This window comes from Lacticaseibacillus salsurivasis (assembly GCF_036246225.1).
Lineage (GTDB): Bacteria > Bacillota > Bacilli > Lactobacillales > Lactobacillaceae > Lacticaseibacillus > Lacticaseibacillus salsurivasis.
Window position 1 is genome coordinate 317,828 of the sequence record NZ_BTTP01000001.1, and the last position, 24,269, is coordinate 342,096.

Below are 24,269 nucleotides of genomic sequence, written 5' to 3' on the forward strand. Positions count from 1 at the left end.
TCGTTGGTCAAACTGCCGTACAATAAAGACAATTAGTATTCTTGGAGGTAAACCGTTGAGCACACTAGAGATTCGTGATTTACACGTCAAAGTCAAAGCAGAACCAGAGCATCCGGAAATTTTGCGCGGGGTTAATCTCACCATTAACAGTGGTGAAATTCACGCGTTGATGGGCCCCAATGGGAATGGTAAATCCACACTGGCGGAAACGCTGATGGGCAATCCGCGGTATGTGGTGACCCAAGGCGATATCCTGATTGATGGGCAAAGCATTGTTGACCTGCCGGTGGACGAGCGGGCGCGACTGGGGTTCTTTTTAGGCATGCAGTACCCGGCGGAAATCAATGGGGTGACCAATGCGGAGTTCATTCGCGCCGCGATCAATGCTCGGCGACCGGAAGACGATCCCATCCCGATTATGGCTTATCTCAAGCAACTGGATGACACTATGGCGGTCTTGAAGATGCCAGAAGATATGGCAGATCGCTATTTGAACCAGGGCTTTTCTGGCGGTGAGAAAAAGCGCAACGAAATCCTGCAACTGATGATGATCAAGCCGCACTGGGCGCTGTTGGATGAAATAGATTCCGGCCTCGATATTGATGCGCTGCGGATTGTGGCCAACGGCGTCAACCAAATGCGCGGCGCTGACTTTGCGTCCCTGATCATCACCCACTACGAACGGCTGCTGGATTACATCACCCCAGATGTCGTGCATGTCATGAAGGATGGCCAAATCATTGAAACCGGCGGCCCAGAGCTGGCCCACCAGCTGGAAGAAACCGGCTACGAGCACCTCAAGGCAGGTGAGGGTAATGACTGAAACCATCATGCCGAACACGCCCAAGATCCCCTTGGCGCGTTATTTGAAGCAGGCGCCGGATGCTTTTGACCAGGTCACGGTACAGGCCGACTCAGCAGTGACTGTGAGTCAAACGGCTGCCGCTTGGCCGGTGCGATCGGCTGTGGATGCTTGGCTCGGCGCGCCGCAGGTGACTGAGGTGTTCATTCCGGCGGATTATCACGCCGAGGCGCCGGTGCAAGTCACTGGGCCAAAAACCGGTAGTGCACTGGTGATTTTGCATGTCGGCGCCGGTGCTCATGTGCGCCTGCAAGACCGCTGGGCGACCAGTGGCCAGCAACTAGGTGTGGGCGTTTTGCTTGAGCTGGCGGCTAACGCCGAGGTTGATTGGCTGACTTATGACGCGTTCACCGCCCAAGCTGCAATCGTGCAACGGACGGCTGAACTGGCTGAGCATGCCAAGCTCAACTGGACGGTGGCTGGTTTTGCGCAAAACAGTGGCGCCAGCTTACTGACGGTGAATCTGAATGGCACTGGCAGCCAGGCCACTATCAACGTCGGCGTGCTGGCCAGTGGCAATCAGCACGTGGGGTATACCACCGCGATGACCAACAACGGCCGGCAAACGCAAGGACATATCAACCAGCGCGGGGTGATTGTCGGCAAAGCGCATTTGATTTTCAATGGGATTGGTCACATCATCAAAGGCGCCCGCGGCAGCGATAATCAGCAGGAAAATCGGGTGCTGATGCTGGGCAGCAAGGCCCGCGGTGATGCCAATCCGATTTTGCTGATCGATGAAAACGATGTGACAGCTGGCCACGCGGCGTCGGTGACCCGAGTTGACCGGACCCAGCTGTATTATCTGATGAGCCGCGGCTTGCCTGAATCATTGGCCAAGCGGCTAGTGATTCGCGGCTTCTTGGAGGCCGGCTTGCTGGAAATTACGGACCCGGCACTGAAGCAGGCCCTGTTCAAACAAATTGATGAAACCTTGGTGATGGCAGATGCGTGAACAATTTCCTTTTTTTGCGGCTCATTCAGATTTGGTGTACTTGGATAGTGCCGCAACCAGTCAAAAGCCGCAAGCCGTCCTGACGGCGCTACAAGACTACTATGTGAACGCCAATGCCAATGTCCATCGCGGTTTGTACGAATTAGCGTATGAAACCACGGAGCATTACGAGGCGGTGCGGGCGCAAGTGGCCAGCTTTATTCATGCAGCCAAGCCCAGTGAAATTATTTATACGCGCAGCACCACCGATGGCCTGAATCTGGTGGCGAGCAGCTTTGGCCCCCAAGTGGTGAAGCCCGGAGATGAAATTCTTATTTCCGGCGCCGAGCACCACAGCAACTTTTTGCCTTGGCAGCAGCTGGCCCACCGTCTGCAGGCTAAATTAGTGGTGGCGCCGGTGACCGCGACTGGGGATACCGATGCCGCAGCGGTGGTGCAACTCATCACCCCGCGCACCAAATTACTGGCGCTGGCGCAAGTGACCAATGTGGGCGGCGGGGAAGTAGCGCTGGCCCCACTGGCGCAGGCTATCCATGCCGTTGGCGGTTACTTGATTGTCGATGGCGCGCAGGCGGTAGCCCATCTCAGCGTTGATGTGCAAGCCCTTGATGCCGATTTCTATGCTTTTTCCGGGCATAAAATGTACGGGCCAACTGGCATCGGCGTGCTATACGGCCGCGAGGCACTGCTCGCGCAGATGCCACCGATTCAGTTCGGCGGCGAAATGATCGATGAAGTCTTGGATCAAAGTGCCACTTGGGCTGAGGGCCCGTTGAAGTTTGAAGCGGGTACGCCGAATATTGCCGGGGTGTACGGCCTCGGGGCTGCCATCACCTGGTTGATGACCCAGGACCGGGCCGCCATTGCCCAGCAGGAGCACAGCCAAGTGCAGGCCTTGCGCCAGGCCTTGGCCGCTATTCCTGGCGTGGTACTGTATGGCAGCGACGCTAGTATTGGCATCGTCAGCTTTAATTTGACTGGGGTGCATCCGCATGATCTCGCCACGTTCCTCGATGAACAGCACATTGCGGTGCGCGCCGGGCATCACTGCGCCCAGCCGCTGATGGCGCGCTTAGGCGTGCCGGCGACGGTGCGCGCCAGTTTTGGTGCGTATAATGCCACCGCAGACGGGGCGCAGTTAGCGGCGGCGGTGCAGGCAGCAAGGGGGTTTTTCCTTGGCAATGACTAGATTGGATCAACTTTATCGCCAGGTCATTCTCGACGAAGCGAGTCACCCGCGCCATCACGGCACACTGGCGGCGCCTGATTATGCTGTCACCGTGCGTAATCCCAGCTGCGGCGATGTGCTGACTTTGCAGTTGCAAGTGCAAGCGGGTAAAATCACCGCTGCCGCCTTTGCTGGCAGCGGGTGCACGATTTCGCAGGCGTCTGGGAGTTTGATGACGGACCGCATTATCGGCCAAACGCCAGCGCAAGTGATGCAGTTGGTAAGTGATTTTTCCGAGCTGGTGATTGACGGTCACAGTCCGGCGGAAGCGGCGCTTGGGGACGCGGCGGTGCTCAAAGGGGTGCACCAATTCCCGGCGCGCATCAAATGCGCCACTTTGGCCTGGAAAGCGGCGGCGCAAGCGCTTGGGCTGCCAGATGCGGAGGACAACCATGACTGAAACCAAAAATACGAAAAATAACGAAACAGTGGCGGAAACTGTCGACTTTTTGCCGACGGAAAATCCCGGCGACTTCAAGGACCCGGTCAACCCGGTGTTCTCCACCGGCCGGGGGCTGACGGAAGCCACCGTGCGGGCGATTTCCGCGGAAAAACATGAGCCTGAGTGGATGCTCGACTATCGCCTGGCTGCTTACCGGACTTACCAGAAGCTGCCGATGCCGGATTTCGGCCCCGATCTGTCTGACCTGAACCTAGAAGAAATGCTTTATTTCCAAAAGGCCACCGACAAAACTTACCGGGATTGGGATGATGTCCCTGACACCATCAAGAAAACCTTCGACCGCCTGGGTGTGCCACAAGCTGAGCGTAAGTATCTCGCTGGCGCGTCGGCGCAGTATGAATCGGAAGTGGTGTACCATAACATGAAAAAAGAGTTCGACAAACTCGGCATTATTTTCATGGACATGGACAGCGCCTTGAAAGAATATCCTGACTTGGTGCGCCAGTACTTCGGCACGCTGGTCCATCCCAGCGATAATAAGTTTGCCGCCTTGAACTCAGCCGTGTGGTCTGGTGGCAGTTTCATCTACGTACCAGCTGGCGTCCAGACGGATGTTCCGATTCAGGCTTACTTCCGCATCAACGCGGAAAACACGGGCCAATTCGAGCGCACCTTGATCATTGTGGCGCCAGGTGGCCACATCAACTATGTGGAAGGCTGCACGGCACCGAATTACTCCAGCGACTCGCTGCATGCGGCGGTGGTGGAAGTGTTTGTCCAAGATGACGCGTACTGCCGCTACACGACCATTCAAAACTGGTCCAAGAATGTTTATTCGCTGGAAACCAAACGCGCGCAGGCGATGAAAAACGCCACCATGGAATGGGTTGACGGTAATTTGGGCTCGAAAACCACGATGAAGTATCCCTCCGTCTATTTGGACGGCGAAGGGGCCCGGGGCACCATGCTTAGCGTGGCAGTGGCTGGTTCCGGAGTCGATCAAGACAACGGGGCGCGGATGATTCATAACGCCCCGAATACGTCCTCTAACATTGTCTCCAAGTCGATTGCCAAAGACGGCGGCGCCGTGGACTATCGCGGCACGGTGCGCTTCACGCCAAAAGCGGATAACGCCTTTTGTCATGTGGAATGTGATACCATCTTAATGGATGAGCAGTCGTCTTCAGACACCATTCCTTTCACCGAAATCAAGAATGCCACGGTGTCGATGGAGCACGAAGCCAAAGTGTCCAAGGTTTCAGAAGAGCAGCTTTATTATCTGGAAAGCCGCGGCATTCCCGAAGCTAAAGCCACGGAAATGATCATCATGGGGTTTGTGGAACCCTTTACCAAGGAATTGCCAATGGAATATGCTGTCGAACTCAATCGCCTGATTGGGATGGAAATGGATGGGTCGGTCGGCTAGAAAGGGGCAGCGATGACGGAAGATCTGAATGCTTTTATCAAAGCCCGAGCGCTGGGCATTCCCACTTTGAAGCCCGACGAAAAACGCGCCTTTTTGGGGAATTTTCGTGACCGGGTGGCGATGGCAGTGACCATTCGCCAGCTGCACACCGAAGAAATGGCCCAGCTACTGGAGCAGGTGCTGACCCGCTATCCCCAGTATCGAGTTTATCTGAACGGTCTGATGCCGCAGCCGTTGATTGATCAGTACATGAAGCAGGCGCTGGCTCATGACATCCCGTTCACCATTATGGCCCAGCCTGGCCTGCGCGTGAAGAAAACGCCGCGCGCCGATGATTTCGGCTGGGTGTTGGCCGATCCCAAGCAAAAAATTGCGCGGCCGATTTTGCTTTAGAAAAGGAGATTATTCTTGGCGACTCAACTTCAAAGCGTGGCGCAAGCCGTCCGCGCTTTACGCGAACAATTATTAGCTGGCCAGCTGTTTCAGCAGCTGCCAGCCGCGCTGGATCACTTGATGGCTTCGGTGGCGGTGGAGCCGGCAACGGCAGTGGCTTTGCCCGACGATGATTTAGCGGCGCTGGCCAAAATGCATACGATTCGCCAGCGGGTGAAGAAAACCGCCACGCCAAGTGTGAGCGATGATGAGCTGACTTTTCTGGTCGCACATCTCGCCAGCACTAGTCCAGCAGTGCGCGACAAAGGCGCCTTTTTCTTGCTGTCTGATTTGTTTCAGATGGATGCCTTCACCGCCGCTCAGGTGAGCTGGCTATTTAATACGCTGCAACAACCCGATATCCTTTTCGCCCATATTATGGAGCCGCAAAACGATGCCGTTTTTCAGCGCAGTTTCGCCGTGATGTTACTGTCGGGGCTGATGTACGCCGACCAAAATCGCTACCATGCCTTGTCCAGCAAACAATATAGCGGCCTCCTGCAGCGGCTGTGTGTTTACGTGCTGCTGGAGCGCGATGGTCGCGGCTATGTAGATGGCGGGGGCTGGGCGCATGCCTACACGCATATCGGCAATTTGGCTGATGAGCTGACGCAGGTGACTGGCTTGGCGCGTGGGGAAAAGATTTTCCTGATGGCGTCAATTTTGGCTGGCTGGCAGCGCATGACCGTGCCGCTGGTGTATGGCGAGGACCAACGGATCGCCGCTTATTTGGTTAATCTGGCAGTGAAGCATCAGTTCTATGCCGATTCGCTGGTGATGTGCCTGACGGCCTGGCAGACTCGCCTACATGACGTGCGCCCGCAGGAGAACATCAATTTCTGGAATGCCTGGTACAATCGTAGCCGGTTGCTGGAAGCCCTGCTGATGCGCGGGGATCTGCCCAAGGTTGTGGTCGATTATCTGCAAAAGATTATCGATCTCTATTAATAACACACTTAATTAAAAAATTTAACTTAAAGTAGAAATCAATCAGTTGCCTTAGCCGCCGTAGACTATTTTACGGCGGCTATATTTGTATTCTAAAATAAATACAATTTCAATCATGTCTATTTTTAATAATCCTAATCGTTATATTAGTATGTTAGCACTGAAATGAATAAGAAAAAGTAGTCAAAATGAATATTTGCGGGTATAATTTGCGTATTGATAACCTGAAAGGTGTTCGGCTTTTCGTTGGTTTCTAAAGGGAGTGAAGAAATGAGTAAAACGCAGCCGGCCTTACGCATCATGGGGGATCGCGTCCGGTATTTCCGCAAGCTCAAAGGATTATCGCAGGCGGAACTGGCCAAAGATATTTGCACGCAAGCCACAATCAGTTTGATCGAAAAACGCAACAAAGTCCCAAGTATGAATATCCTGATTCGCCTGACCAATCGCTTGGGCATCAGCCTAGATGATATTGTGGTGGAGAATCAGGATCGCACGCAAAAGGCATTGGCCCAGGTGGGCAAGCAGGTGCGGCATGGTGATTACGCCGCTGCTGCGCCAGGCCTGGCTAAAGTCAATGTGGCCAAATTGACCAGCGATAGCGATCAGAAACGCTACTATTACTATCGCGGCATGGTGGAGCTGTTTGTGAATCACGCCCAAGATGAGGCCATCTATTATTTTGGCCGGGTGCTGAATCAACAAGGCCAGACCCATCAAGACTTGGCCGCGATCATGGCCACGCTGGGGTTAGGCATTGCCTATGCCGAAAAAGGGACCACCGACCGCGCCAGCGTTTACCTGCAGCAGGCCGATCAACTGCTCAAACAGATGCCGCTTAATGAGGGCCGGTACCTGGATGTCGAATTGACCATTTATTGGCATAGCGCTCGCATTTATTTTGAACTGAAAGCCTATGATGAGGTGCTGAAGTATCTGCAACTCGGCATTGATTTGGCGGTCAAAAACGATAGCTTGTTCTTGCTCGCAGAGCTATACACGCTGCAGGCGCGCACCTACAAGCAGCTCGGGGATGCCCAAGCCAACAAGGCTTACCAAATCGCCTTGGCCTTGGCGCAGGTGACCGCCAGCGGGGAGCTACTGACCCAGCTTCAAGCCGAGGCTGCTTCCGCTTAATCGTGCCCATCAAGTTGCCCTTCGCCCAAGCGCGAAGGGCTTTTTGCTTGCCCACATGTGAACCTAAACGGGAAATTATAAGTCGACTTATCTAAAACTGACCAAAAACCACAACTTATATCTGCGATAATTGACTTACGACTGGAGGAAATACATATGATTGATCCCCACAATCCCGATTACGGTGTTGGCAAATTCTACGCGTTGCGTGCTTATTTGACTAATGCCTTGAACTTTGACGGCCGGAGCACCCGCAGTGAATACTGGTGGTTGCTGCCATTTTTGTGGCTGTTTGAGATTCTGACTTTTTTGACCATTGGCAATCGCATTCTACCGCAGCTGACTGTGCGGGCCTTTTTACTCATTCCCACTGCCGCCATCACGGCGCGCCGTTATCGCGATGCTGGGTTTATCCCCGGGCTCGCCATTGCCCAGACGCTGTTCACTTATGGGACCTGGTGGCTGATGTATGCTAATGCCTCGGGCAGCATCAACAGTGGCTTGATTTGGGCGTGGCTACTCACCTGGGTGATTTCCCAAGTGGCCAAACTCGTGATGACGCTAATGCCGACCCAGCAAGCCACCGCGGTGGTGACCCAATCGCAGGCCATTGCCGCATACCGCGCCCAGCACCATCTCAGCGCCGATGAGCTCCAGCTGTTCCGCGACACCATGAGCACGCTGAAAATGCAAATCTTGAAGCTTGGCACCCAAAGCCGTAGCTCCGAGGCGTTAGGTAAGATCATGCAGAGCACTGGCGGTCTGCATGCCGCGCAAGAGCTGTTTCGCGAACTGATGGCGCATCCGCATGCACTGACTGAACATGCAGATTTCCTGTACAAAATGCTGCCGGCTTTGATTGAATCGTGTGACCAATATCTCACGGCGGAGCAAGCCGAAGTCGGCACCGCCAGCGTGAATGCCGCCATCACTGAAATGGCCACCGGCATTCAGCACCAGGCCGAGGCCATCGCGGCGGATTATGCGCGCGTCGTGACGACTGACGCGGAGGAGGTGACTGCTCATGGCTAAACGCAAAGCGCGCAAACCGGTGTGGTACGCCGAATATGACCGGCTGTTTGTGAAGCAGCGGCCGAAGCGCAAACGTCAGCTGAATCGCGCCCAAGTCCTGATTGTGGTGTTGGTGGCATTAACGCCGCTGGCCTTTCGTTACTGGCCGCAAGTGATGATGCAACGCCGCATGAGCGAGCAGCGCAAGATGATGTCTTCCTCAACCACCAATGAGGCCACCAATGAGGCCACCAAGTACATCGACAATTACGCCTTGAAAGCGGCGGGCCTCAAACGGACCGCAGCCATTGATTCCTCACGCAATCTGGTGGCGAAGGTGACTGGGCACACGGTTAGTTTTTCCACTGGGTTCCAGCTGACGGTGCCGAGCAACTTTAACGTTGATGAATCCTCGCGTGATCATGTGGTGACACCGACCAAAGAGGACAATGGTATCGAGTTGCGGGTGGCTGACTTTGATGGCAAGGCTGGCGATACATACGTGCAAGCAAGTTTGCAGCTGTATGGTAATTTGATTGACGATTTCGATGCCTACAGTGAAGCCAGCGCCCCGACGTTGGTCAAAGTCTTCAAAACGGGCAATGTGGGTACTGCGCAGACCGGCTATGTCTTCGATATCCCAGACACCAAGGCCGAGCGGGGCTATGCCCGGTTATCGCGGTATTTCTTATTCGCCGACGGGACCGGCGTGGTGCTGAAAAGCTTACCCGATGTCACCGATGGCATGAACAAGCTGACGAAAAACAGTAGCTTCGCCGCGTTTCAGGCGACCTGCGGCGAGGATTTCAAGTCGTTGGCGAACGATTATACCTTCACAGCCTCAAACTAAGCAAGCGGCTCGCGCTAAGTACGCGCGACCGCTTGCTTTTTGGTTTCATCCCATCAAAAAACGCCCAATCGCTTGGGCGTTAATCAACTCTATTCAGCTGGTTTCTCTTTCGGCTTCTTGGTGGAAGCCAAGGCTGGCTTGTTGTTCAGGTCGGTGCGCACGACGAGCACGTCGCAGCGGGCATTGCGCGTTACGTATTCGGTGACGCTCCCAATCAACAAGCGTTCCACCGCGTTGAGCCCGGTGGCGCCAATCATGATCAAATCGATATCTTTTTGCTTCGGGACATCACGGGCAATAATCGTCTTCGGCGCGCCATATTCGATGGAGTAGCTGACTTTTTCCAAACCGGCTTTGTGAGCCTGTTCAATGTAACCATTCATCGTTTCCTTGGCGGTATCTGCGACTTGTTGCACCATTGCCGAGTCAAAACTTGAGACGTTGTTGAAGGCCCGCGTATCGACAATGTGAATCAGGAATAATTCACCGTCATTACGCTTGGCCACTGCGACTGCTTTCTGGAATGCAAGCTCAGATTCGTATGAGCCATCAATTGCCACTAGAATGTGCTTGTATTGTTGTAACATCGCCATCACCTCTCTGACTTAATTGTAGCCGAATCAGTCATGAAAGTACATGTTTTCAGGCTTCGCCGGCATATTTAGCCACGCGCAGACCGAGCAGCCCGGCCGCCAGCGCCCCTACGAGTAGCGCGGCGAGCTGGAGCCACATCTGCGGCCACACAGCCGCGGCCACCGCGAGCAGGGTACTCACGGCAAAGACCACGCTGAAGCGGCCTAGTTCTTGTTGATGTCTTTCTGAGATGGTCAGGCCCATAAAGTCGCGGCGGTGCCGATTGGTGTAGATGGTGAGAATGAGGAGCACAAGGGCGTAAACCACAAAAACAATTCGAATCATGAGGCTATCCTTTCGCATGCATGTTGCTTTCATTTTAACCAATAGGTGTGGTGGATTCAATTTTTGCCTGCCGGCCTTGAATTAAGCTTTGGTCACGGTGGCTCATTCGCGTATGATGAACCTGATGATAAGGAGGCGGAAACATGATTATTCAAACGGACCGCCTGACGCTACGCCCTTTTACGGCAGCGGATTTACCGGCGTTTATGGCCATCCAACAGGACCCTGAGGTGAATCGCTTTTTGCCCTGGTTCATGCCGCAGAATGCGGCCGAGGGGCTGAAGCTGCTGCACGCGCAATACTTGGATCAGCCAGACGGTGAGGCCCTGGCCATTTGTCTGCGCACCACCGACCAAGTGATTGGTTATGTGCATGTTGAGGCCAGTGAACCTCATGATTTAGGCTATGGGCTTCGGCGTGAGGCCTGGGGTCATGGCTATATGACCGAAGCCGCTGGGGCACTGATCGCGGCACTGCCGGTCAGTGACTATCCTTTTTTGACCGCGACACATGACGTGAACAATCCCAAAAGTGGGGCGGTGATGCAGCGGCTGGGGATGACTTATCAGTATACCTATCTGGAACAATGGCAGCCAAAAGATTTTCCGGTCCATTTTCGCTTGTATCTGCTGAACCGCGATGGCAAGCAAGCGCGCCAGTACCTGAAGTATTGGGGGCAAGCCGCGGAACATGAAGTCGAAACCGGACTGCAGGCATAAAAAAAGACCGACATTTGTTGTCGGCCAAAGTCCGGAGACTTTTGTGAAAGACTAAGTGGTGCCGTTCTCTTCCCGAATTGTTGAAACCCGCAATTAAGCAAGTGGGCCCGGACGACGATCACGTTAGCGATTCAGTGAAAGAATCACACGGCAACCGCCACTTCTGGTCCCAAGGTATCGAGACTGTTCGGTCAACTAATTGGTGGGAAGCGCGTACACCTTAGGTAACTTCCATGGTTTTACTTTAGCACCTTTAGCGTAAACTTGCAAGATTTTACGTCTGCGTTAGTGCGCCCAAACCGCGGCTGATCGCCATTGGTAGCGCTTGCGCTATTCTTGCTGCAGCTTGCGGAGTTTGGCTAGCTGCTGAGCGAGGGCCTGCTCATACTTGCCGGTGGTTTTCGGCTCGTAGTAATGGGTATGGGCCAGGTTTTGCGGCATGTAGATTTGCTTGACCCAGCCGCCCGGATAATTGTGCGGCAGCTTGTAGCCAACGCCGTGGCCCAGCGCTTTGGCCCCGGAATAGTGCGCATCTTTGAGGTCAGCTGGAATTGGCCCGGCCTTGCCGGCTTCGACATCGGCGATGGCGGCATCAATGGCGCTAATCGCGGTGTTACTTTTCGGTGCCAGACACAAGTCGATCACCGCATTGGCCAGGGGAATCCGGCCTTCTGGCAAGCCCAGCCGCTCGGCGGCTTGAATGGCCGTTAGCGTCCGATTAGCGGTTTGCGGATTGGCCAAACCGACATCTTCATACGCAATCACCAGTAGGCGCCGTAAAATGCTAGGCAAATCGCCAATCACAATCAGGCGGGCCAAATAATGCAGGGCAGCGTCGACATCTGAGCCGCGAATGGATTTTTGAAAGGCTGAAATCAGGTCATAGTGAGCGTCGCCATCGGCATCGCCCTCCAAGGCGCGCTGCTGGAGTGACTGGTGCATCACGGCGGCGGTGAGTTGGATCTTGCCGTCAGTTTCTGGCGTCGATAGGGTCGCCAGCTCTAAAGCATTCAGCGCACTGCGCAAGTCCCCATTGGTCGCCGAGGTGAGATAATCGCGGGCCTCTTGGGTCAGCTCAACCGGGTAGTCGCCTAAGCCGCGCTGTTTGTCCGCCAAAGCGCGATCAACGGCGACGCCAATGTCTTCTGGCGTTAACGGATGCACCTGAAAAATCTGGGTGCGGCTGCGAATCGCGGGTTGAATGCTGAGGTAGGGGTTCTCTGTGGTGGCCCCAATCAAAATAATGCGGCCCGATTCCAGCGTGGGCAGGAGGAAATCCTGCTTGGTTTTGTCCAAGCGATGGATTTCATCGAGGAGCAAAATCACAGTGCCGCTCATTTTAGCTTCTTCAGCGACAATTTGGAGGTCTTTTTTGGTGTCAGTGGCGGCATTAAGCATGCGAAAAGCATACTTGGTGCTACCGGCGATGGCGCTGGCGATACTGGTTTTCCCGGTACCAGGCGGGCCATAGAGAATCATGGAACTCAGGCGCTTGGCCAGCACCATCCGGCGAATAATCTGGCCTTTGCCAACCAAATGGGCTTGCCCCACGATTTCATCTAGGTTTTGCGGCCGCATGCGGTAGGCGAGTGGCTGTTGCATGGCATTCGCTCCTTTCAAGTTCAGTGTACCAGTGTCGGCGCGCCTTGCCCAATGGCGTCGGCGTGAAGGCCATAGAAAAAGCGCCCCTGGAAGGTAGCGCTTAGGCGTTAACTGAAAAAGTGGAACCATCCTTTTTTCTCCGGCTTCGGCGCTGGGGTTTCAGGCGCAGGCAGGTCAATGTCGGGCTGATTGATAGCTTGGCGTGCCACCAGCAACACGCCGCTACCCTCCGGTCGCAGATTGGCGGTACCGTCGTTGACCATGGTGAACTGGACATTGGCTTTGCTGGCAGCGGTCATGTAAGGCGCCGTGAGCTCGGGACCCATTTTGCCATTAATGAGGAGTTTGTAATCACTACCTTGATGTGCCGTCAGGGCGGTCTGCATGGCGGTCAAGGCGCGGGGCAGTTCGATATCCTGATTGCGGATCCGCAAAAAGACGCGCTCCCGCAGCGAGCCTAAATACTGACGGCGCTCATCTGGGTTGGTCTGTGGCGGTCCGTAAATGCTATTATTAAGATGTTGCTGAAGATCATCGTCAGCCATGTCAGGTCCTCCTTGGTTGCGGTTGCAACCGGGTTTACCCATGATTATAGCATAGGGAGGCGAAAGCGATGTTTACGGATCAAGACTTTACGGTATTTGATGTGCCAACCTTAACCGGCCGGCTGGCGCAGATTCGCAGTCAGTTGGACCCGAAGTTCGAACAAGTCGGGGCTTCATTGCAAACCACGCTGACTGAGGCCGGTTTGCCGGCGTTGACCCTCCATGTGGCCAAGCATTTACGCCGGCATAAGAATCCGCCGCCGAATACCTGGCTGGCTTTGGCACCGAGCACCCGCGGTTACAAAATGACCCCACATTTGGAAGTGGGGTTGTGGGATGACCGGCTATTCGTGTGGGTGGCGGTGCTGCAAGAAGCCAAACGAGCAGAGGTGAAGGTGCCTTTTGATACGCTCCGCACCTTGGCGAGCCGCCTGCCGACTGATAGCGAGCTGGCATCTGATCACACCAAAAAGGCGGTGTTGCCGCTAGATCTGAACAACTTCGACTTGCTGGCGCGCCGGTATCAAACGCAAGCCAAAGCGGAGTTTCTGGTCGGCAAAACTTATCTACGCGGTGATCCGTTGTTTGCGGATCCGGAAGAGTTATGGGCGGATCTTCAGACGCGCGTGGTGCGGCTGGCGCCTTACCTTCAAGCCCTGCTCAAAGCGAATGCATCAAAAAAGCAGTGATTGCCCTCGCAATCACTGCTTTCTTATAGCTTGCCGCGGGCGTATAACGCGCGGATGGTGGTTTGAACCGCCAGCAGCGTGTGGTGCGCGTCCGCTTTGAATGCCGGAACTAGCTCAAGCGTGGTGGGGGTCTGCGCCTGGTAAAGGGTCTGACCGGTGATATCGGTGATGGTCAAGCCGGTTGCGGAGAGCTTCGCGGTGAGATAGCCACCTTCGCTGCCTTCATCAAGCAGCTCTTGAATCCAGTTTTGTAGCCCGCCGGCAATCACGGCGTCCAAGCTCGTGGGCTGACCGTTCGCCTGCGCCTTTTGCACCAAAGCCTCGGCCTGGGCCACGGTTTCAGGAATTTCGTGCATGGTTAAGCCTTCTTTCTGGCCACAGCATACCACAAGTGGCTGCTGCTTGCCTTACGCGGAAACGGCGGTCGTTGCCGCGACGTGGCCTGCTTGTGCGCGTTCAATCAATTGCTTGAACGGCGCGAGCTGCGCCGGATCAGCTTCCCAGAGATTTTCTGGATGCCACTGCACCGCCAGAATCTTGGCGTGGGCGGGGTCTTCCAAGGCTTCAATCACACCATCAGGGGCGGTTGCGGCCACTTTGAGGCCAGGCGCCACGTCCTTCACAGCTTCATGATGACGTGAGTTGACATAAGCCCGCTGGCCGATCATGCCCACCAGACTACTATCAGCCTTCATGATGACATGATGCGTGGGGTACTGGCCAGCGGCGGCTTGCGCGTGGCGCAGACTGGCGTGCGGGTCTTGACTGGGCAAATCCTGATACAAGGTGCCACCCATGGCCACATTGAGAATTTGCATGCCGCGGCAGATGGCCATAATCGGCTTATGCGCCGCCAAGGTCGCTTTAATCAGTGCCAGCTCGAAGCAGTCTTTCGGATATACGGTGCGACCGATTTCCGGCCGAGGCTCTTCGCCGTAAAAAGTGGGATCGACATCAGGCCCACCTGGTAGTAGCAACGCGTCGAAAGTAGTGACGTATGCCGCAGCCATTTCTGCCGCTAGGTGGGTATCATCAGGGAAGGGCAGGATGAGCGGCGCCCCGCCAGCCGCCAGCACCGCGTTTTTCAACGGGCGCGGGGCCATATCGGCGAATTGGTCATTCACAGCGGTCATCGGTTCAGTTAACGTGTCAGCAGTAAAAGCAATAATGGGGCGCATTCAATCGATCCTTTCGGCATAATATTCTGCTAGTTTAAGGCAACCGAAAAGAAAGTCAAGCGCTCATTGTATTTGCTCATTAGAACACATCTTAGGCGTTGATAAAGAAGTCATCGTTGGTGGTCAGTAAGTCAACAAAACCCGGGACAAACTCGGTCCGGTTCCAATCCCGCTGCCATTCGCAGGCGAGCTGGGCGTTGGTGATTAAGTTGGCGCCGGCTTGTTCGATGCGGTGTAAGGCGGTTTCGTGGGCCAAAGTTGACGTCCCGCCGACCGCATCCACGACGGGATAAACCTGGTAGCCCTCGTGCAAGGCATCCAGCGCCGGAAACGTTAAACACGCTTCGGTCCATAAGGCACACATCACAAGCTTTTTGTGGCCTGTTCTCGCCACGGCTTCATGGAAGGCTTGATCCTCCCAAGCATTGATACTGGTGCGATCGTAACTTGGCTGCGCCGGCATCAGCTCACGCAAGACTTTGAGCGTGTCTTGATTACGCCCAGATTTGACGTTAACGGTACTGAGAATAATGGGCACGTGATATAGCTGCGCCAGTTGGATGGTCATCTTGACGTTGCGAATTAACTGGGGATGCGGCATCGATTGAATCGAAGCCACTTGGGTCGGTTGATAATCAATCACCAATAAAGCGGCATTTTCAGGGGTCAACAGGGCGTCAGTCGCCGGCTCGCGGCGGGGATAACTGGTCATAAGCATCGCCTCCAAATTAGAATTAGGCTAGAACACCTGCATTGTATAAACCCAGGTCGGGAAAAGAAAGCAAAGCGACTCACTCGATTTGCGATTAAAGTACCGTGATAATCAAATGAAGAATTGAGCAAAGCGCTTACATTTGGCAAAATCGGTGTTATATTCCTTGTGGTGCCTATGCACCGACCATCTGATAGACCCGGTATGGGTTTCAACATTGGAGGAGATAAAGATGGAGAAGAAGCACTTTAAGATGTATAAGTCTGGCAAGGCCTGGGTCGTTGCGGGCATTGCAGTTTGGGGCTTGGTCACTACTGGTGGGGGCATCAGCAGCCAAACCGTGCAGGCGGCAACAGACGCGGATACCACCGCTGTCGCTGCGGAGGATAATGTGACAAAGGTCGCCACTGTCGACACCGACACCGAAGCGGCGCCTGCCAGCGACACCGAGACTGTACCGCCAGCAACAGACGCGCAGGCGCCGGCAGCCACACCGGCAGAGGCACCGGCGTCAGCAAATGACACCGTCGCCGAAGCGCAGGACGAGCAGCGTGCTGCGACCGAACCAACGGCCAAAGTGGCCACGGCGCCCGTAGCTGCCGCCAAACGAGCGGTAGCGCAAGCGCCTGCCGCCCCAGCGGCTAAGACCAGTGCCACCGTGACTACTGATGCGACGGTTGACGCCGCCACTAAAGCTTTGGCGGATCAAGCCACTGCCGCGTTGACCAAAGCCGGAATCAATTTTGATCAGATTCACTATGGCCTAGCCACCGATGCTACCACCACGAAGGCCGTTGCTGACTTGCATGGCGCGGCAGTCACGACGCTTAATGCCAATGGGTACCTGCTCAAAGCCGGTACGGTCGGCAAGCAAACGGTGCTGGCGGTGCAAGGGACCGATGCGACGGGGCTCTTTTACGCCTTGAATGATCTGATTAACCGGACCCAGGCCAAGCAAGATCTGAGTCACGTTGATGTGTATGAATCACCGCAAATGAGTATTCGTGGGGTCATCGAAGGCTTTTATGGCCAGCCATGGTCCGATCAGGCCCGCAAAGAGTTGTTTGCCTTCATGGGTGAGCACCGCATGAACACCTACATTTACTCACCAAAAGACGATAACTATCTGCGGAAGAACTGGCGCGACTTGTATCCTGATGATGCGCTGGCAACGATCAAGTCATTGGTGGATGAAGCCAACCGCAATCACGTCAGCTTTGTTTATACCTTATCGCCAGGCAATGATATCACCTATTCCAGTCAGGCCGATTATGAAGCGACTGTGGCCAAGTTCAATCAACTGCGCAGTATCGGGGTAACCCAGTTCTACATTGCGCTGGATGATATTCCACTGAGTGTGACACCGGCAGACCAGGCCAAGTTCCCGGCCCATGCCACGCCGAATTATTCGTATAATCAGTGGTCGACGTTAGCTGATGCCCAGTCGTATTACCTGAACCGGGTAGAGCGTGAGTATATCCAGGCCAACCAATTGCCTGACTTGTGGCTAGTGCCAACCAACTACAATGGCTCGGCGCGCGACCCGTTCAAGGAAGCCCAAGGCCAATCACTGGATTCGAACATTCGCATGCAGTGGACCGGCGAAGGCGTCTTTTCTGGGACCTTGAGTGCCGACTCGATTACCAAGGCGAAGGAAACTTATAACACTGATCACATGTTCATCTGGGATAATTTCCCTGTCAACGACTCGAACCAGGACCGTTTGTATCTGAATCCTGTGAGCGGCCGGGCGGACGATTTGTATCAGGTGACGGACGGCTTTACCGCTAACCCGATGATTGAACCTTATGCCTCTTGGATTGGCATTGGCAGCTTTGCCGATTACATGTGGAATGCTGGCCAGTACGACCCTCAGCAGTCCTTGAATAATGTGCTGAAGGAAATCGCCGGCGCTGATCCGGCGAAGCTCGCAGCGCTGCAAGCCTTCGTTGATTTGAATCAGGATTGGAACTATGCACCAGCCGACCAGCGGGTGCAGGCACCACTGCTGGCAGGATTGTTTGCTGACTATCAGAACACTAAATTTGGGACGCCAGCTTACCAAAAAGCGCTGGCAGCCTTGCAGCAACATCTTGAACTGATTGTCAACGCGCCCACAACACTGAAAACCATTGCGGTGTCAGGCTTTTATAATGATGCTTTGCCTTGGATTAATGCCGCTTCACATTGGGCGAAAGCGACGTTGGCCGGCATTACCATCATGGATGAGACGCAAAAAAACGATGCTTCTGAGACGAAGATTGGCGCCAGTTATCAAACCATGGCCGCTGAAATCACGGCAGCGCAAGCTAAGGCGGTACCGAACAGCCGCACTGGCAAGCCGGACCCAGTCATTACGCCAACCGTGGGCGATGGCCAGTTCAAGGTGGCTTTGAGTGCCGCCTACCAGGCGCTTGACCAGTGGTTACAGCTTACCCCGATTAAGAGTGAGGCCACTCAATTGACTGGCACAGCTAGCACCAATATTTCGCAGTATGAAGGCAACAGTGCGGCAAACATGACCGATGGCGACCCAAGCACCAAGTTCTGGAGTTCCCGCAATGTGGCGAAAGGCGACACCCTAACCTTAAATCTGGGCCAGGTCGAGTCGGTTCAGCGCGTGATTTTGCAGCAAGGGACTTCAGACGCAGCAACCTCTGGTGACCTCTTTACCGCGGCCACCGTGTATGCTGGCACGAAAGCAGATGGCAGTGACAAAGTGGCGATTGGCCATGTCACCGCGACCGGCTTGTATCAGCTAGACCTGAGCCGCCCTGTTGATGCGCAGTATCTGTTCGTTGTCGCCGATGAACCGACCGATGGCTGGCTTCAGATTCGTGAATTATCTGCCTATAGTGGCACCGGCCTGGCTCTAGACAATGTCGAAAGTGCCACCGGCCAAGCCGTGCAAAATGTCTTTGACGGCACGACCGAAACGACTTTCACGCCGCAACTGACCGATCCAACGCAAGGTGGCGTAATCGAGCAGAACTTCACTACGCCACTGACCGGCATGCACTCAGTCGTGGTGGTTGGGCAAGTACCAGGCACCGTCGCCGTTAAAGTTGGTGACACTTGGCAGACCGTTGGCACGACCGATGGCAAGCAGTTGATCACCCGGCTGGCGATTGACTTTGATGAGGTTGCTGGTATTCGCCTGACCTTGGCGCCGGCTGCCAAGGCGGGGGCTTTGGCCGAGCTGGGGCTGTCCACGCTTGCAGTCAAAGCAACCCCAGCTCCTGGTGGCGATGGTCAACCTAGCGGGGAGACAACCCCAGAGCCGACGCCGCAACCAGGCACCGATAAGGGTGAGCCTTCGATTGCGACGACCAAGAATCAGCCTGGTAAACAAGCAGTCAATGCTCACGTTAAGGGTCAACGCCAAGGCAAGCGCGCTTTGCCAAAAACTGGTGAAACCATCAATCCCGTTTTGGTGGGATTGGGGGCATTGCTGGCAGGCCTCAGTGGCTTAGGCTTGCGCCGGCGTGAACAGTAAGCGACAAAAGTATTTCTCAATCTAGGTTTCAAGCGCAATGGCGTTGCCTTCTCGGCAGCGCCATTGTTTTTGTGGTGCTTTCCGGTACACTAAACGCAAGGAGGGGATGACATGACCATCACGATACGCCAGTTGCGGGCAAACGAACAAACCGAGCTTTGGCAGCTGGCTTATAGCAACCCAAACGCGGAATGGACCAAATGGAACGGACCGTATTTCCAAGACGTCACGCCGACCTTAGCGGAATTTTTAGCGGCGAGGCGGTGGGTGGCCAATCCGCTGCGGCAAGTAATCGTCAGCGATGGCGAGCTTGTAGGGGCTGTCTCTGCTTACTATGAAGACGGCGATTTGAAGCGGTGGCTCGAAGTGGGACTCGTGATTTACCGCGAAGATCGCTGGGGCCAGCATCTTGGCCGGCAGGCGCTGCGGTTATGGCTGACACACTTGTTTGCCACCACGACCTTACCGCATCTGGGTTTCACCACGTGGTCAGGCAATGAGCGAATGATGCGGCTAGGCGCTGCGGTGGGGATGAAAGAAGAAGGCCGGATTCGGCAGGTCCGCTTTTGGCAGGGACAATATTACGATTCGGTGAAATATGGCATTCTCCGCGAAGAATGGCGAAAATTGCAGGATTAAGCAGTGATATTGGACCCGAATATTAATACAGTTTCGAAAAAATTAATATAACAGGATAGGCAAGCCATGTGCAGAGGTGTACAATAGTTCTTGTAAGCGCTTTATCAAATAAGAGAAGGTGAAGTCAGCGATGGCAAAACAATGGACCCCGCAAGAGCAAATGTTGCTGCGGATGACAAGTGAATTTACCGCCAACGAAATCGCCCCGTTGGACTTGCAAATCGATCATGCCGGCCGCTATCCCGACGGCTTGTTCGAGCAAGTCGTGGCGACTGGTTTTTTGAGCTTGATGTTACCCAATGAATTCGGTGGCGCCGGCTTTGGCCCGGAAGTGACGGCTGAGGTCGTGCGCCGCGTGGCGGAAGGTAATGCCAGCATGGCGGCGACGCTCGAAGGCCACTACAAAACGGTTTATCAAATGCTGAAGTATGGCACGCCGGCCCTTCAGGCCAAGTATTTCCCAACGGCCGGTCAGCGGATTTTTGGCTTCGGCATGACCGAACCGACCGGTGGCTCCAATCCCATGAGCATTCGCACCACCGCCGTGCGGCAAGGCAGCGACTGGGTGCTCAACGGCAATAAGATTATGATCACCAACGGCGGCTTAGCTGAAGTGTACTGTGTGCTGGCCAAAACGGGTCCGCAAGAACTGTCAGTGTTCGTCGTGGACCAAGACATGCCAGGCTTTGCCTTTGGGAAGCGCGAGAACTTCATCGGGTTGCGCGGCACGCCGGTAGGTGAAATCTTCATGAATGACGTGCGGGTCAGCGATGATTATCTGCTGGGCAAGGTTGGCCAAGGCGGTGAGATTGGCGATTCAGCCCATGATGATGCCCGCATTTTGATGGGGGCAGTGCTCACCGGCATCATGGATCACGCGTTGGGCTTGGCCACCAGCTATGCCAAAGAACGCAAAGCAGGCAGTACCCCAATCGGTGAGCTCGGCAGCATTCAACGTAAGCTGGCGGACATTGCCATGGGCCGCGAAACCACGCGCTTGTTGTATCAAAATGCGGCGGCGCTTCACGCGGCGGGTCAACCGTACAGCGAAGAAGCCACCATGGCCAAGGCTTATGGTTCCCGCACGGCAGTGGCAGCGTGTGATGACGCCTTGCAAGTCTTCGGCGGTTATGGCTACAGTCGGGACTACCCGTTGGCGCATTTGATTGCCGATGCCCGGGCGCTGGAAATCGCTGAAGGGACCGTCGAAAAGATGCGTGCTGCAATCGCGGCGGCAGAGCTGGCCAAGTAAGGAGGCGCGCTGATGAAAATTGTTGTTTGTATCAAGCAGGTGCCAGAAAGCAATAATGTCAAATTCGATCCTGTTACCCATAACCTGATGCGCGGCGGCATGAGTGGGCGAATCAATCCCTTCGATAAAAACGCCATTGAAGCCGCGCTGCGCCTGCGCGATGCAGTGGGCGGCGAAGTGGCGCTGCTGAGCATGGGCCCAGATTCCACTGCCGAAATTTTGCGTGATGGCTTGGCGATGGGGGCCGACAGTGCCTACCTGTTGAGCAGCCGCGCTTTTGCTGGGGCAGACACGTTGTCCACCGGTTATGTGTTGGCGCAGGCAGTGCGCCAAATTGGCGACGTCGATTTGACGTTGCTTGGCCGGCAGGCGGTGGATGCCGACACCGGTCAGGTTGGCCCGATTATTGCTGTCAACCTGAACCAGCCGCAGGCCACCTATGCCACCCAGCTGACCGCTAATGGCAATCAACTCACCGTGGTGCGCGATCTGGATAGTCTGACGCAAACCGTTGAACTGACCTTGCCAGCGGTGGTCACGGTGCGGGCGGAGGCCAATACGCCGCGTTACGAAACGCCGCTACACATTCAGCAGAGTTTTGAAAAGCAGGTCACGATTTGGCGGGACACGGACTTGGATTTGGATCCCGAAAAGCTTGGCCAAAAAGGTTCGCCAACGGTGGTGCGCAAGGTTTACGCCCCAGAAGCCAAGACCCGGGCCCAACAGCCGCTAGCCAGTGAACCAGCGGCAGCCGTTGATCAGTTGCTGGTGATCATGCAGCAGCATGGCCTGATTTAAGGAGGCAAGAACATGACAGAAGCAATTTGGATTGTCGCCGAGCGCGAACCCGCCCGGATTAATCCCGTCACTTTTCAGCTGATCACGAAGGCCAAAGCCATCGCGCAGGGCAAAAAGGTGGTGGTGGTCTTGCTGGAAGCGCCGGACCAACAGTTTGAACAGGCGATTAGTGAATATGGACCAGACGAAATTTTGCTGGCGCAAATTGCCGCCTATGACCAGGCCAGTGATGAGGTGATGGCCGGGGCCTTAACCAGGCTAGCCAAAGAGTATCAGCCTAACGCGGTGCTGTTTGGCGCAACCCCACTAGGCCGCTCGATTGCGCCGCGGGTGCAGGCGGCGCTGCAAACGGGGCTAACAGCGGACTGCTTGGACTTTTTCTATGAAGATGATTTATTAGTGCAAGTGAAGCCTTCTTATGGCGACAATGTGATGTGTGAAATTACTTGCCCCGATCGGCGCCCGCAAATGGCATCAGTGCGGCCGAACACGTTTGCCGCCGAAAAAGTAGCCGGGGCAACGCCAATCATTACGCCAGTTGAGGTGGCCCAGACCACTGGTCCCCAGGGGAGAGTGGTTGACGAAACCGTGCGGGTGTCGCACGCCACTGGCATTGCCAGCGCCAACAAAGTGCTGGCGTTGGGTCGCGGGGCAGCGACGCCCGCTGATATCACCAGCGCCCGGGAAATTGCCAGCCGGCTCGGCGCCAGCGTTGGGGTGTCACGGCCGCTGACAGATCTGCCTGACTTCACGGTGGAGCAGCAGATTGGCCAAAGCGGCACCACCATCGCGCCTGATTTCCTCCTCAATCTTGGCGTATCCGGCGCGACGCAATTCATCGTCGGGATGACGCAAGCCAAGCTGGTGGTATCGGTTAATCGGGATGCCCAGGCGCCGATTTTTGCCCAGTCGGATTACACCTTCACTGGGGATGCCGCGGCGTTTATTACCGCGTTGAAGCAACGGATGAACTAAGGGTTTGAATCAAAAGACGCGGCCTAGCCGCGTCTTTTGTTTTGGGTTAGCCCCACACCTGCCACCACAGAAGCATCACCACCAGCGAGTAGCCTAGCCGCACCGCCAGATGCGAAAAATGGATTTCGCCGTACATGCGCAAGCCATTCATCACGGCCGCGGCCAAAAGTCCGAGGATGCCCAGTGGCACAAAAATCGGCCACCACAGCCCTAAGAGCAGCCCCGCGGCGCTACCAATCATCAAGGCGTGTTTGGCTAAGGCTTGCCGGTCATTGACGAATACGGCGGTCAGCGTTGCACCTGCGTAGAGGAGGAGTAAAATAGCTAAAATGAGCTTCATGGCCTCACCTGCTTCAATCTAGAGAATATGGTCCTTAATCTCCATTTTACCGATTTTCGCGGCCTCCGCCTAGGAGAATCAAAAACCGCCGCGAAGGCGACGGTTTAAAGCTTAACCTAAGACCTGATCAATGGCGGCTTCTTCTTCGGCGGTGAAGGTCAGATGGTCCAGCGCCTTCACGTTGTCATCCAGTTGACTGACGCGACTCGCGCCAATGATGACCGACGCCACAACGGGTTGGCGCAGATCCCAAGCCAGCGCCATTTCGGCGAGGGTCTGGCCGCGCTTTTCGGCGATGGCGTTGAGCGCCTTGATCTGAGCGAGCTGGGCTTCGACTTTCTCCACATTGAGGAAGGGACTGTCCTTACGCGCCGCGCGCGAGTCAGCGGGGATGCCATTGAGATAGCGGCCGGTCAGCATGCCTTGCGCCAAGGGGCTGAAGACCACCGCGCCTTTATGGGTTTCGGCCAAAGTCGGGAACAGGGCCTTGGCTTTTTCTTGGCTGAACATGTTGTAGCGGTCTTGATTGATGATGTAGGGCGTCTTCAGGTCCTTGAAGATGGCTGTCATCGTGGCGGTGGCTTCAGGGCCGTAGTTGGAAAGGCCGATATACAGCGCCTTGCCGCTTTTGACCAGTTGATCCAGCGCCAGCGCCGTTTCTTCAAGCGGCGTTTCGGGATCGAAGCGGTGGGAGTAGAAAATATCGAAGTAATCAAGCTGGGTCCGCTGCAAGCTTTGGTCGCAGCTGGCGATGATGTATTTGCGCGAACCCCAATCGCCATACGGGCCAGGCCACATGGTGTAGCCGGCTTTGGAAGTGATGATCAGCTCATCGCGGTAAGGTTTGAAATCGGCCTGATACAGCCGGCCGAAATTCGTTTCTGCACTGCCTGGTTCCGGGCCGTAATTATTGGCCAAATCAAAACAGGTGATGCCTAGGTCAAAGGCATGGCGCAGAAGCTGGCGCTGGTTGGCCAAAGGATCGACGCTACCAAAATTGTGCCAGAGGCCCAGCGACAAGGCGGATAGCTTCAAGCCACTGTTGCCCACGCGGCGGTACTGCATGGTGTCATACCGCTCGCTGGCGGCTAAGTAATTATTCATAGTAAACTCCTTTAAGACTAGTTTAGGAATGCGCTTTCAGTGTACCACAG

The 24,269-nt window shown here is 55.2% G+C and carries 26 protein-coding genes; 17 read left to right on the forward strand and 9 right to left on the reverse strand.

Annotated elements, in window-relative coordinates:
* Positions 1-55 precede the first annotated feature (55 nt).
* From sufC to AAA927_RS01880, 10 genes are all read left to right on the forward strand, one after another.
* A complete protein-coding gene (gene sufC / locus AAA927_RS01835) occupies positions 56-823 on the forward strand; it encodes a Fe-S cluster assembly ATPase SufC (RefSeq protein ID WP_338215131.1) in 768 nt (255 codons plus the stop codon).
* The gene (locus AAA927_RS01840; RefSeq protein ID WP_338215133.1) at positions 816-1,817 is read left to right on the forward strand and encodes a SufD family Fe-S cluster assembly protein; all 1,002 of its coding nucleotides are present in this window, start codon (positions 816-818) and stop codon (positions 1,815-1,817) included. Before sufC ends, AAA927_RS01840 begins: the two co-directional genes overlap by 8 nt.
* On the forward strand, positions 1,810-3,006 hold the full coding sequence (locus AAA927_RS01845) for an aminotransferase class V-fold PLP-dependent enzyme (RefSeq protein WP_338215135.1): 1,197 nt from the start codon (positions 1,810-1,812) through the stop codon (positions 3,004-3,006). Before AAA927_RS01840 ends, AAA927_RS01845 begins: the two co-directional genes overlap by 8 nt.
* Positions 2,993-3,445, forward strand: a complete 453-nt coding sequence (gene sufU / locus AAA927_RS01850; RefSeq protein ID WP_338215137.1) for a Fe-S cluster assembly sulfur transfer protein SufU — start codon at positions 2,993-2,995, stop codon at positions 3,443-3,445. Before AAA927_RS01845 ends, sufU begins: the two co-directional genes overlap by 14 nt.
* Positions 3,438-4,874, forward strand: a complete 1,437-nt coding sequence (sufB, locus tag AAA927_RS01855; protein ID WP_338215139.1) for a Fe-S cluster assembly protein SufB — start codon at positions 3,438-3,440, stop codon at positions 4,872-4,874. Before sufU ends, sufB begins: the two co-directional genes overlap by 8 nt.
* 12 nt (positions 4,875-4,886) lie before the next feature.
* Positions 4,887-5,267, forward strand: coding sequence for a DUF1694 domain-containing protein (locus tag AAA927_RS01860; RefSeq protein ID WP_338215141.1), 381 nt, complete (start codon positions 4,887-4,889; stop codon positions 5,265-5,267).
* 15 nt (positions 5,268-5,282) lie between these two features.
* Positions 5,283-6,254, forward strand: a complete 972-nt coding sequence (locus AAA927_RS01865; protein ID WP_338215144.1) for a DUF2785 domain-containing protein — start codon at positions 5,283-5,285, stop codon at positions 6,252-6,254.
* 270 nt (positions 6,255-6,524) lie between these two features.
* On the forward strand, positions 6,525-7,391 hold the full coding sequence (locus AAA927_RS01870) for a helix-turn-helix domain-containing protein (protein WP_338215146.1): 867 nt from the start codon (positions 6,525-6,527) through the stop codon (positions 7,389-7,391).
* 156 nt (positions 7,392-7,547) lie between these two features.
* Positions 7,548-8,423: a 5-bromo-4-chloroindolyl phosphate hydrolysis family protein gene (locus AAA927_RS01875; protein WP_338215148.1), complete on the forward strand. Its 876-nt coding sequence runs from the start codon at positions 7,548-7,550 to the stop codon at positions 8,421-8,423.
* Entirely contained in the window at positions 8,416-9,252 is an 837-nt protein-coding gene (locus AAA927_RS01880; protein WP_338215151.1) for a hypothetical protein, read from the forward strand. Before AAA927_RS01875 ends, AAA927_RS01880 begins: the two co-directional genes overlap by 8 nt.
* Positions 9,253-9,341: 89 nt before the next feature.
* Here AAA927_RS01880 and AAA927_RS01885 read toward each other — a convergent pair whose 3' ends face one another.
* Both AAA927_RS01885 and AAA927_RS01890 read right to left on the reverse strand, forming a co-directional pair.
* On the reverse strand, positions 9,342-9,839 hold the full coding sequence (locus AAA927_RS01885) for a universal stress protein (RefSeq protein WP_125581371.1): 498 nt from the start codon (positions 9,837-9,839) through the stop codon (positions 9,342-9,344).
* A 55-nt stretch (positions 9,840-9,894) separates the two neighbouring features.
* Positions 9,895-10,170 (reverse strand): hypothetical protein, encoded by a 276-nt coding sequence (locus AAA927_RS01890; RefSeq protein WP_338215154.1) that lies wholly within the window; start codon positions 10,168-10,170, stop codon positions 9,895-9,897.
* Between the two features lie 143 nt (positions 10,171-10,313).
* On the opposite strand from AAA927_RS01890, the gene AAA927_RS01895 reads away from it, so the two are divergent.
* Complete coding sequence (locus AAA927_RS01895) at positions 10,314-10,889, forward strand: GNAT family N-acetyltransferase (protein ID WP_338215156.1); 576 nt, start codon at positions 10,314-10,316, stop codon at positions 10,887-10,889.
* 330 nt (positions 10,890-11,219) lie between these two features.
* Here AAA927_RS01895 and AAA927_RS01900 read toward each other — a convergent pair whose 3' ends face one another.
* Both AAA927_RS01900 and AAA927_RS01905 read right to left on the reverse strand, forming a co-directional pair.
* Positions 11,220-12,491, reverse strand: a complete 1,272-nt coding sequence (locus AAA927_RS01900) for a replication-associated recombination protein A (protein WP_338215158.1) — start codon at positions 12,489-12,491, stop codon at positions 11,220-11,222.
* A gap of 107 nt (positions 12,492-12,598) precedes the next feature.
* Positions 12,599-13,036: a YueI family protein gene (locus AAA927_RS01905; protein ID WP_338215160.1), complete on the reverse strand. Its 438-nt coding sequence runs from the start codon at positions 13,034-13,036 to the stop codon at positions 12,599-12,601.
* 68 nt (positions 13,037-13,104) lie between these two features.
* Here AAA927_RS01905 and AAA927_RS01910 point away from each other — a divergent pair, with 68 nt between their 5' ends.
* Complete coding sequence (locus AAA927_RS01910) at positions 13,105-13,725, forward strand: DUF1054 family protein (protein ID WP_338215162.1); 621 nt, start codon at positions 13,105-13,107, stop codon at positions 13,723-13,725.
* Between the two features lie 23 nt (positions 13,726-13,748).
* On the opposite strand, the gene AAA927_RS01915 is transcribed toward AAA927_RS01910, so the two are convergent.
* The 3 genes from AAA927_RS01915 to AAA927_RS01925 form a co-directional block, all read right to left on the reverse strand.
* Entirely contained in the window at positions 13,749-14,081 is a 333-nt protein-coding gene (locus AAA927_RS01915; protein WP_338215164.1) for a hypothetical protein, read from the reverse strand.
* Positions 14,082-14,132: 51 nt separating this feature from the next.
* The gene (locus tag AAA927_RS01920) at positions 14,133-14,903 is read right to left on the reverse strand and encodes a gamma-glutamyl-gamma-aminobutyrate hydrolase family protein (RefSeq protein WP_338215166.1); all 771 of its coding nucleotides are present in this window, start codon (positions 14,901-14,903) and stop codon (positions 14,133-14,135) included.
* Positions 14,904-14,994: 91 nt separating this feature from the next.
* Positions 14,995-15,615, reverse strand: coding sequence for a hydrolase (locus AAA927_RS01925; protein ID WP_338215168.1), 621 nt, complete (start codon positions 15,613-15,615; stop codon positions 14,995-14,997).
* A 232-nt stretch (positions 15,616-15,847) separates the two neighbouring features.
* Here AAA927_RS01925 and AAA927_RS01930 point away from each other — a divergent pair, with 232 nt between their 5' ends.
* The 5 genes from AAA927_RS01930 (at position 15,848) to AAA927_RS01950 (ending at position 22,775) form a co-directional block, all read left to right on the forward strand.
* The gene (locus tag AAA927_RS01930) at positions 15,848-19,111 is read left to right on the forward strand and encodes a beta-N-acetylglucosaminidase domain-containing protein (protein WP_338215170.1); all 3,264 of its coding nucleotides are present in this window, start codon (positions 15,848-15,850) and stop codon (positions 19,109-19,111) included.
* Positions 19,112-19,222: 111 nt separating this feature from the next.
* Positions 19,223-19,750: a GNAT family N-acetyltransferase gene (locus AAA927_RS01935; RefSeq protein WP_338215172.1), complete on the forward strand. Its 528-nt coding sequence runs from the start codon at positions 19,223-19,225 to the stop codon at positions 19,748-19,750.
* A 130-nt stretch (positions 19,751-19,880) separates the two neighbouring features.
* Positions 19,881-21,002, forward strand: coding sequence for an acyl-CoA dehydrogenase family protein (locus tag AAA927_RS01940; protein WP_338215174.1), 1,122 nt, complete (start codon positions 19,881-19,883; stop codon positions 21,000-21,002).
* Between the two features lie 12 nt (positions 21,003-21,014).
* Entirely contained in the window at positions 21,015-21,800 is a 786-nt protein-coding gene (locus AAA927_RS01945) for an electron transfer flavoprotein subunit beta/FixA family protein (RefSeq protein WP_338215176.1), read from the forward strand.
* Between the two features lie 12 nt (positions 21,801-21,812).
* Positions 21,813-22,775: an electron transfer flavoprotein subunit alpha/FixB family protein gene (locus tag AAA927_RS01950; protein ID WP_338215178.1), complete on the forward strand. Its 963-nt coding sequence runs from the start codon at positions 21,813-21,815 to the stop codon at positions 22,773-22,775.
* Between the two features lie 46 nt (positions 22,776-22,821).
* Here the strand turns inward: AAA927_RS01950 and AAA927_RS01955 are convergent, their stop codons facing one another.
* Together AAA927_RS01955 and AAA927_RS01960 are read right to left on the reverse strand one after the other, a co-directional pair.
* Positions 22,822-23,115: a hypothetical protein gene (locus tag AAA927_RS01955; RefSeq protein ID WP_338215180.1), complete on the reverse strand. Its 294-nt coding sequence runs from the start codon at positions 23,113-23,115 to the stop codon at positions 22,822-22,824.
* 111 nt (positions 23,116-23,226) lie between these two features.
* Positions 23,227-24,219, reverse strand: coding sequence for an aldo/keto reductase (locus AAA927_RS01960; RefSeq protein ID WP_338215182.1), 993 nt, complete (start codon positions 24,217-24,219; stop codon positions 23,227-23,229).
* Positions 24,220-24,269 lie beyond the last annotated feature (50 nt).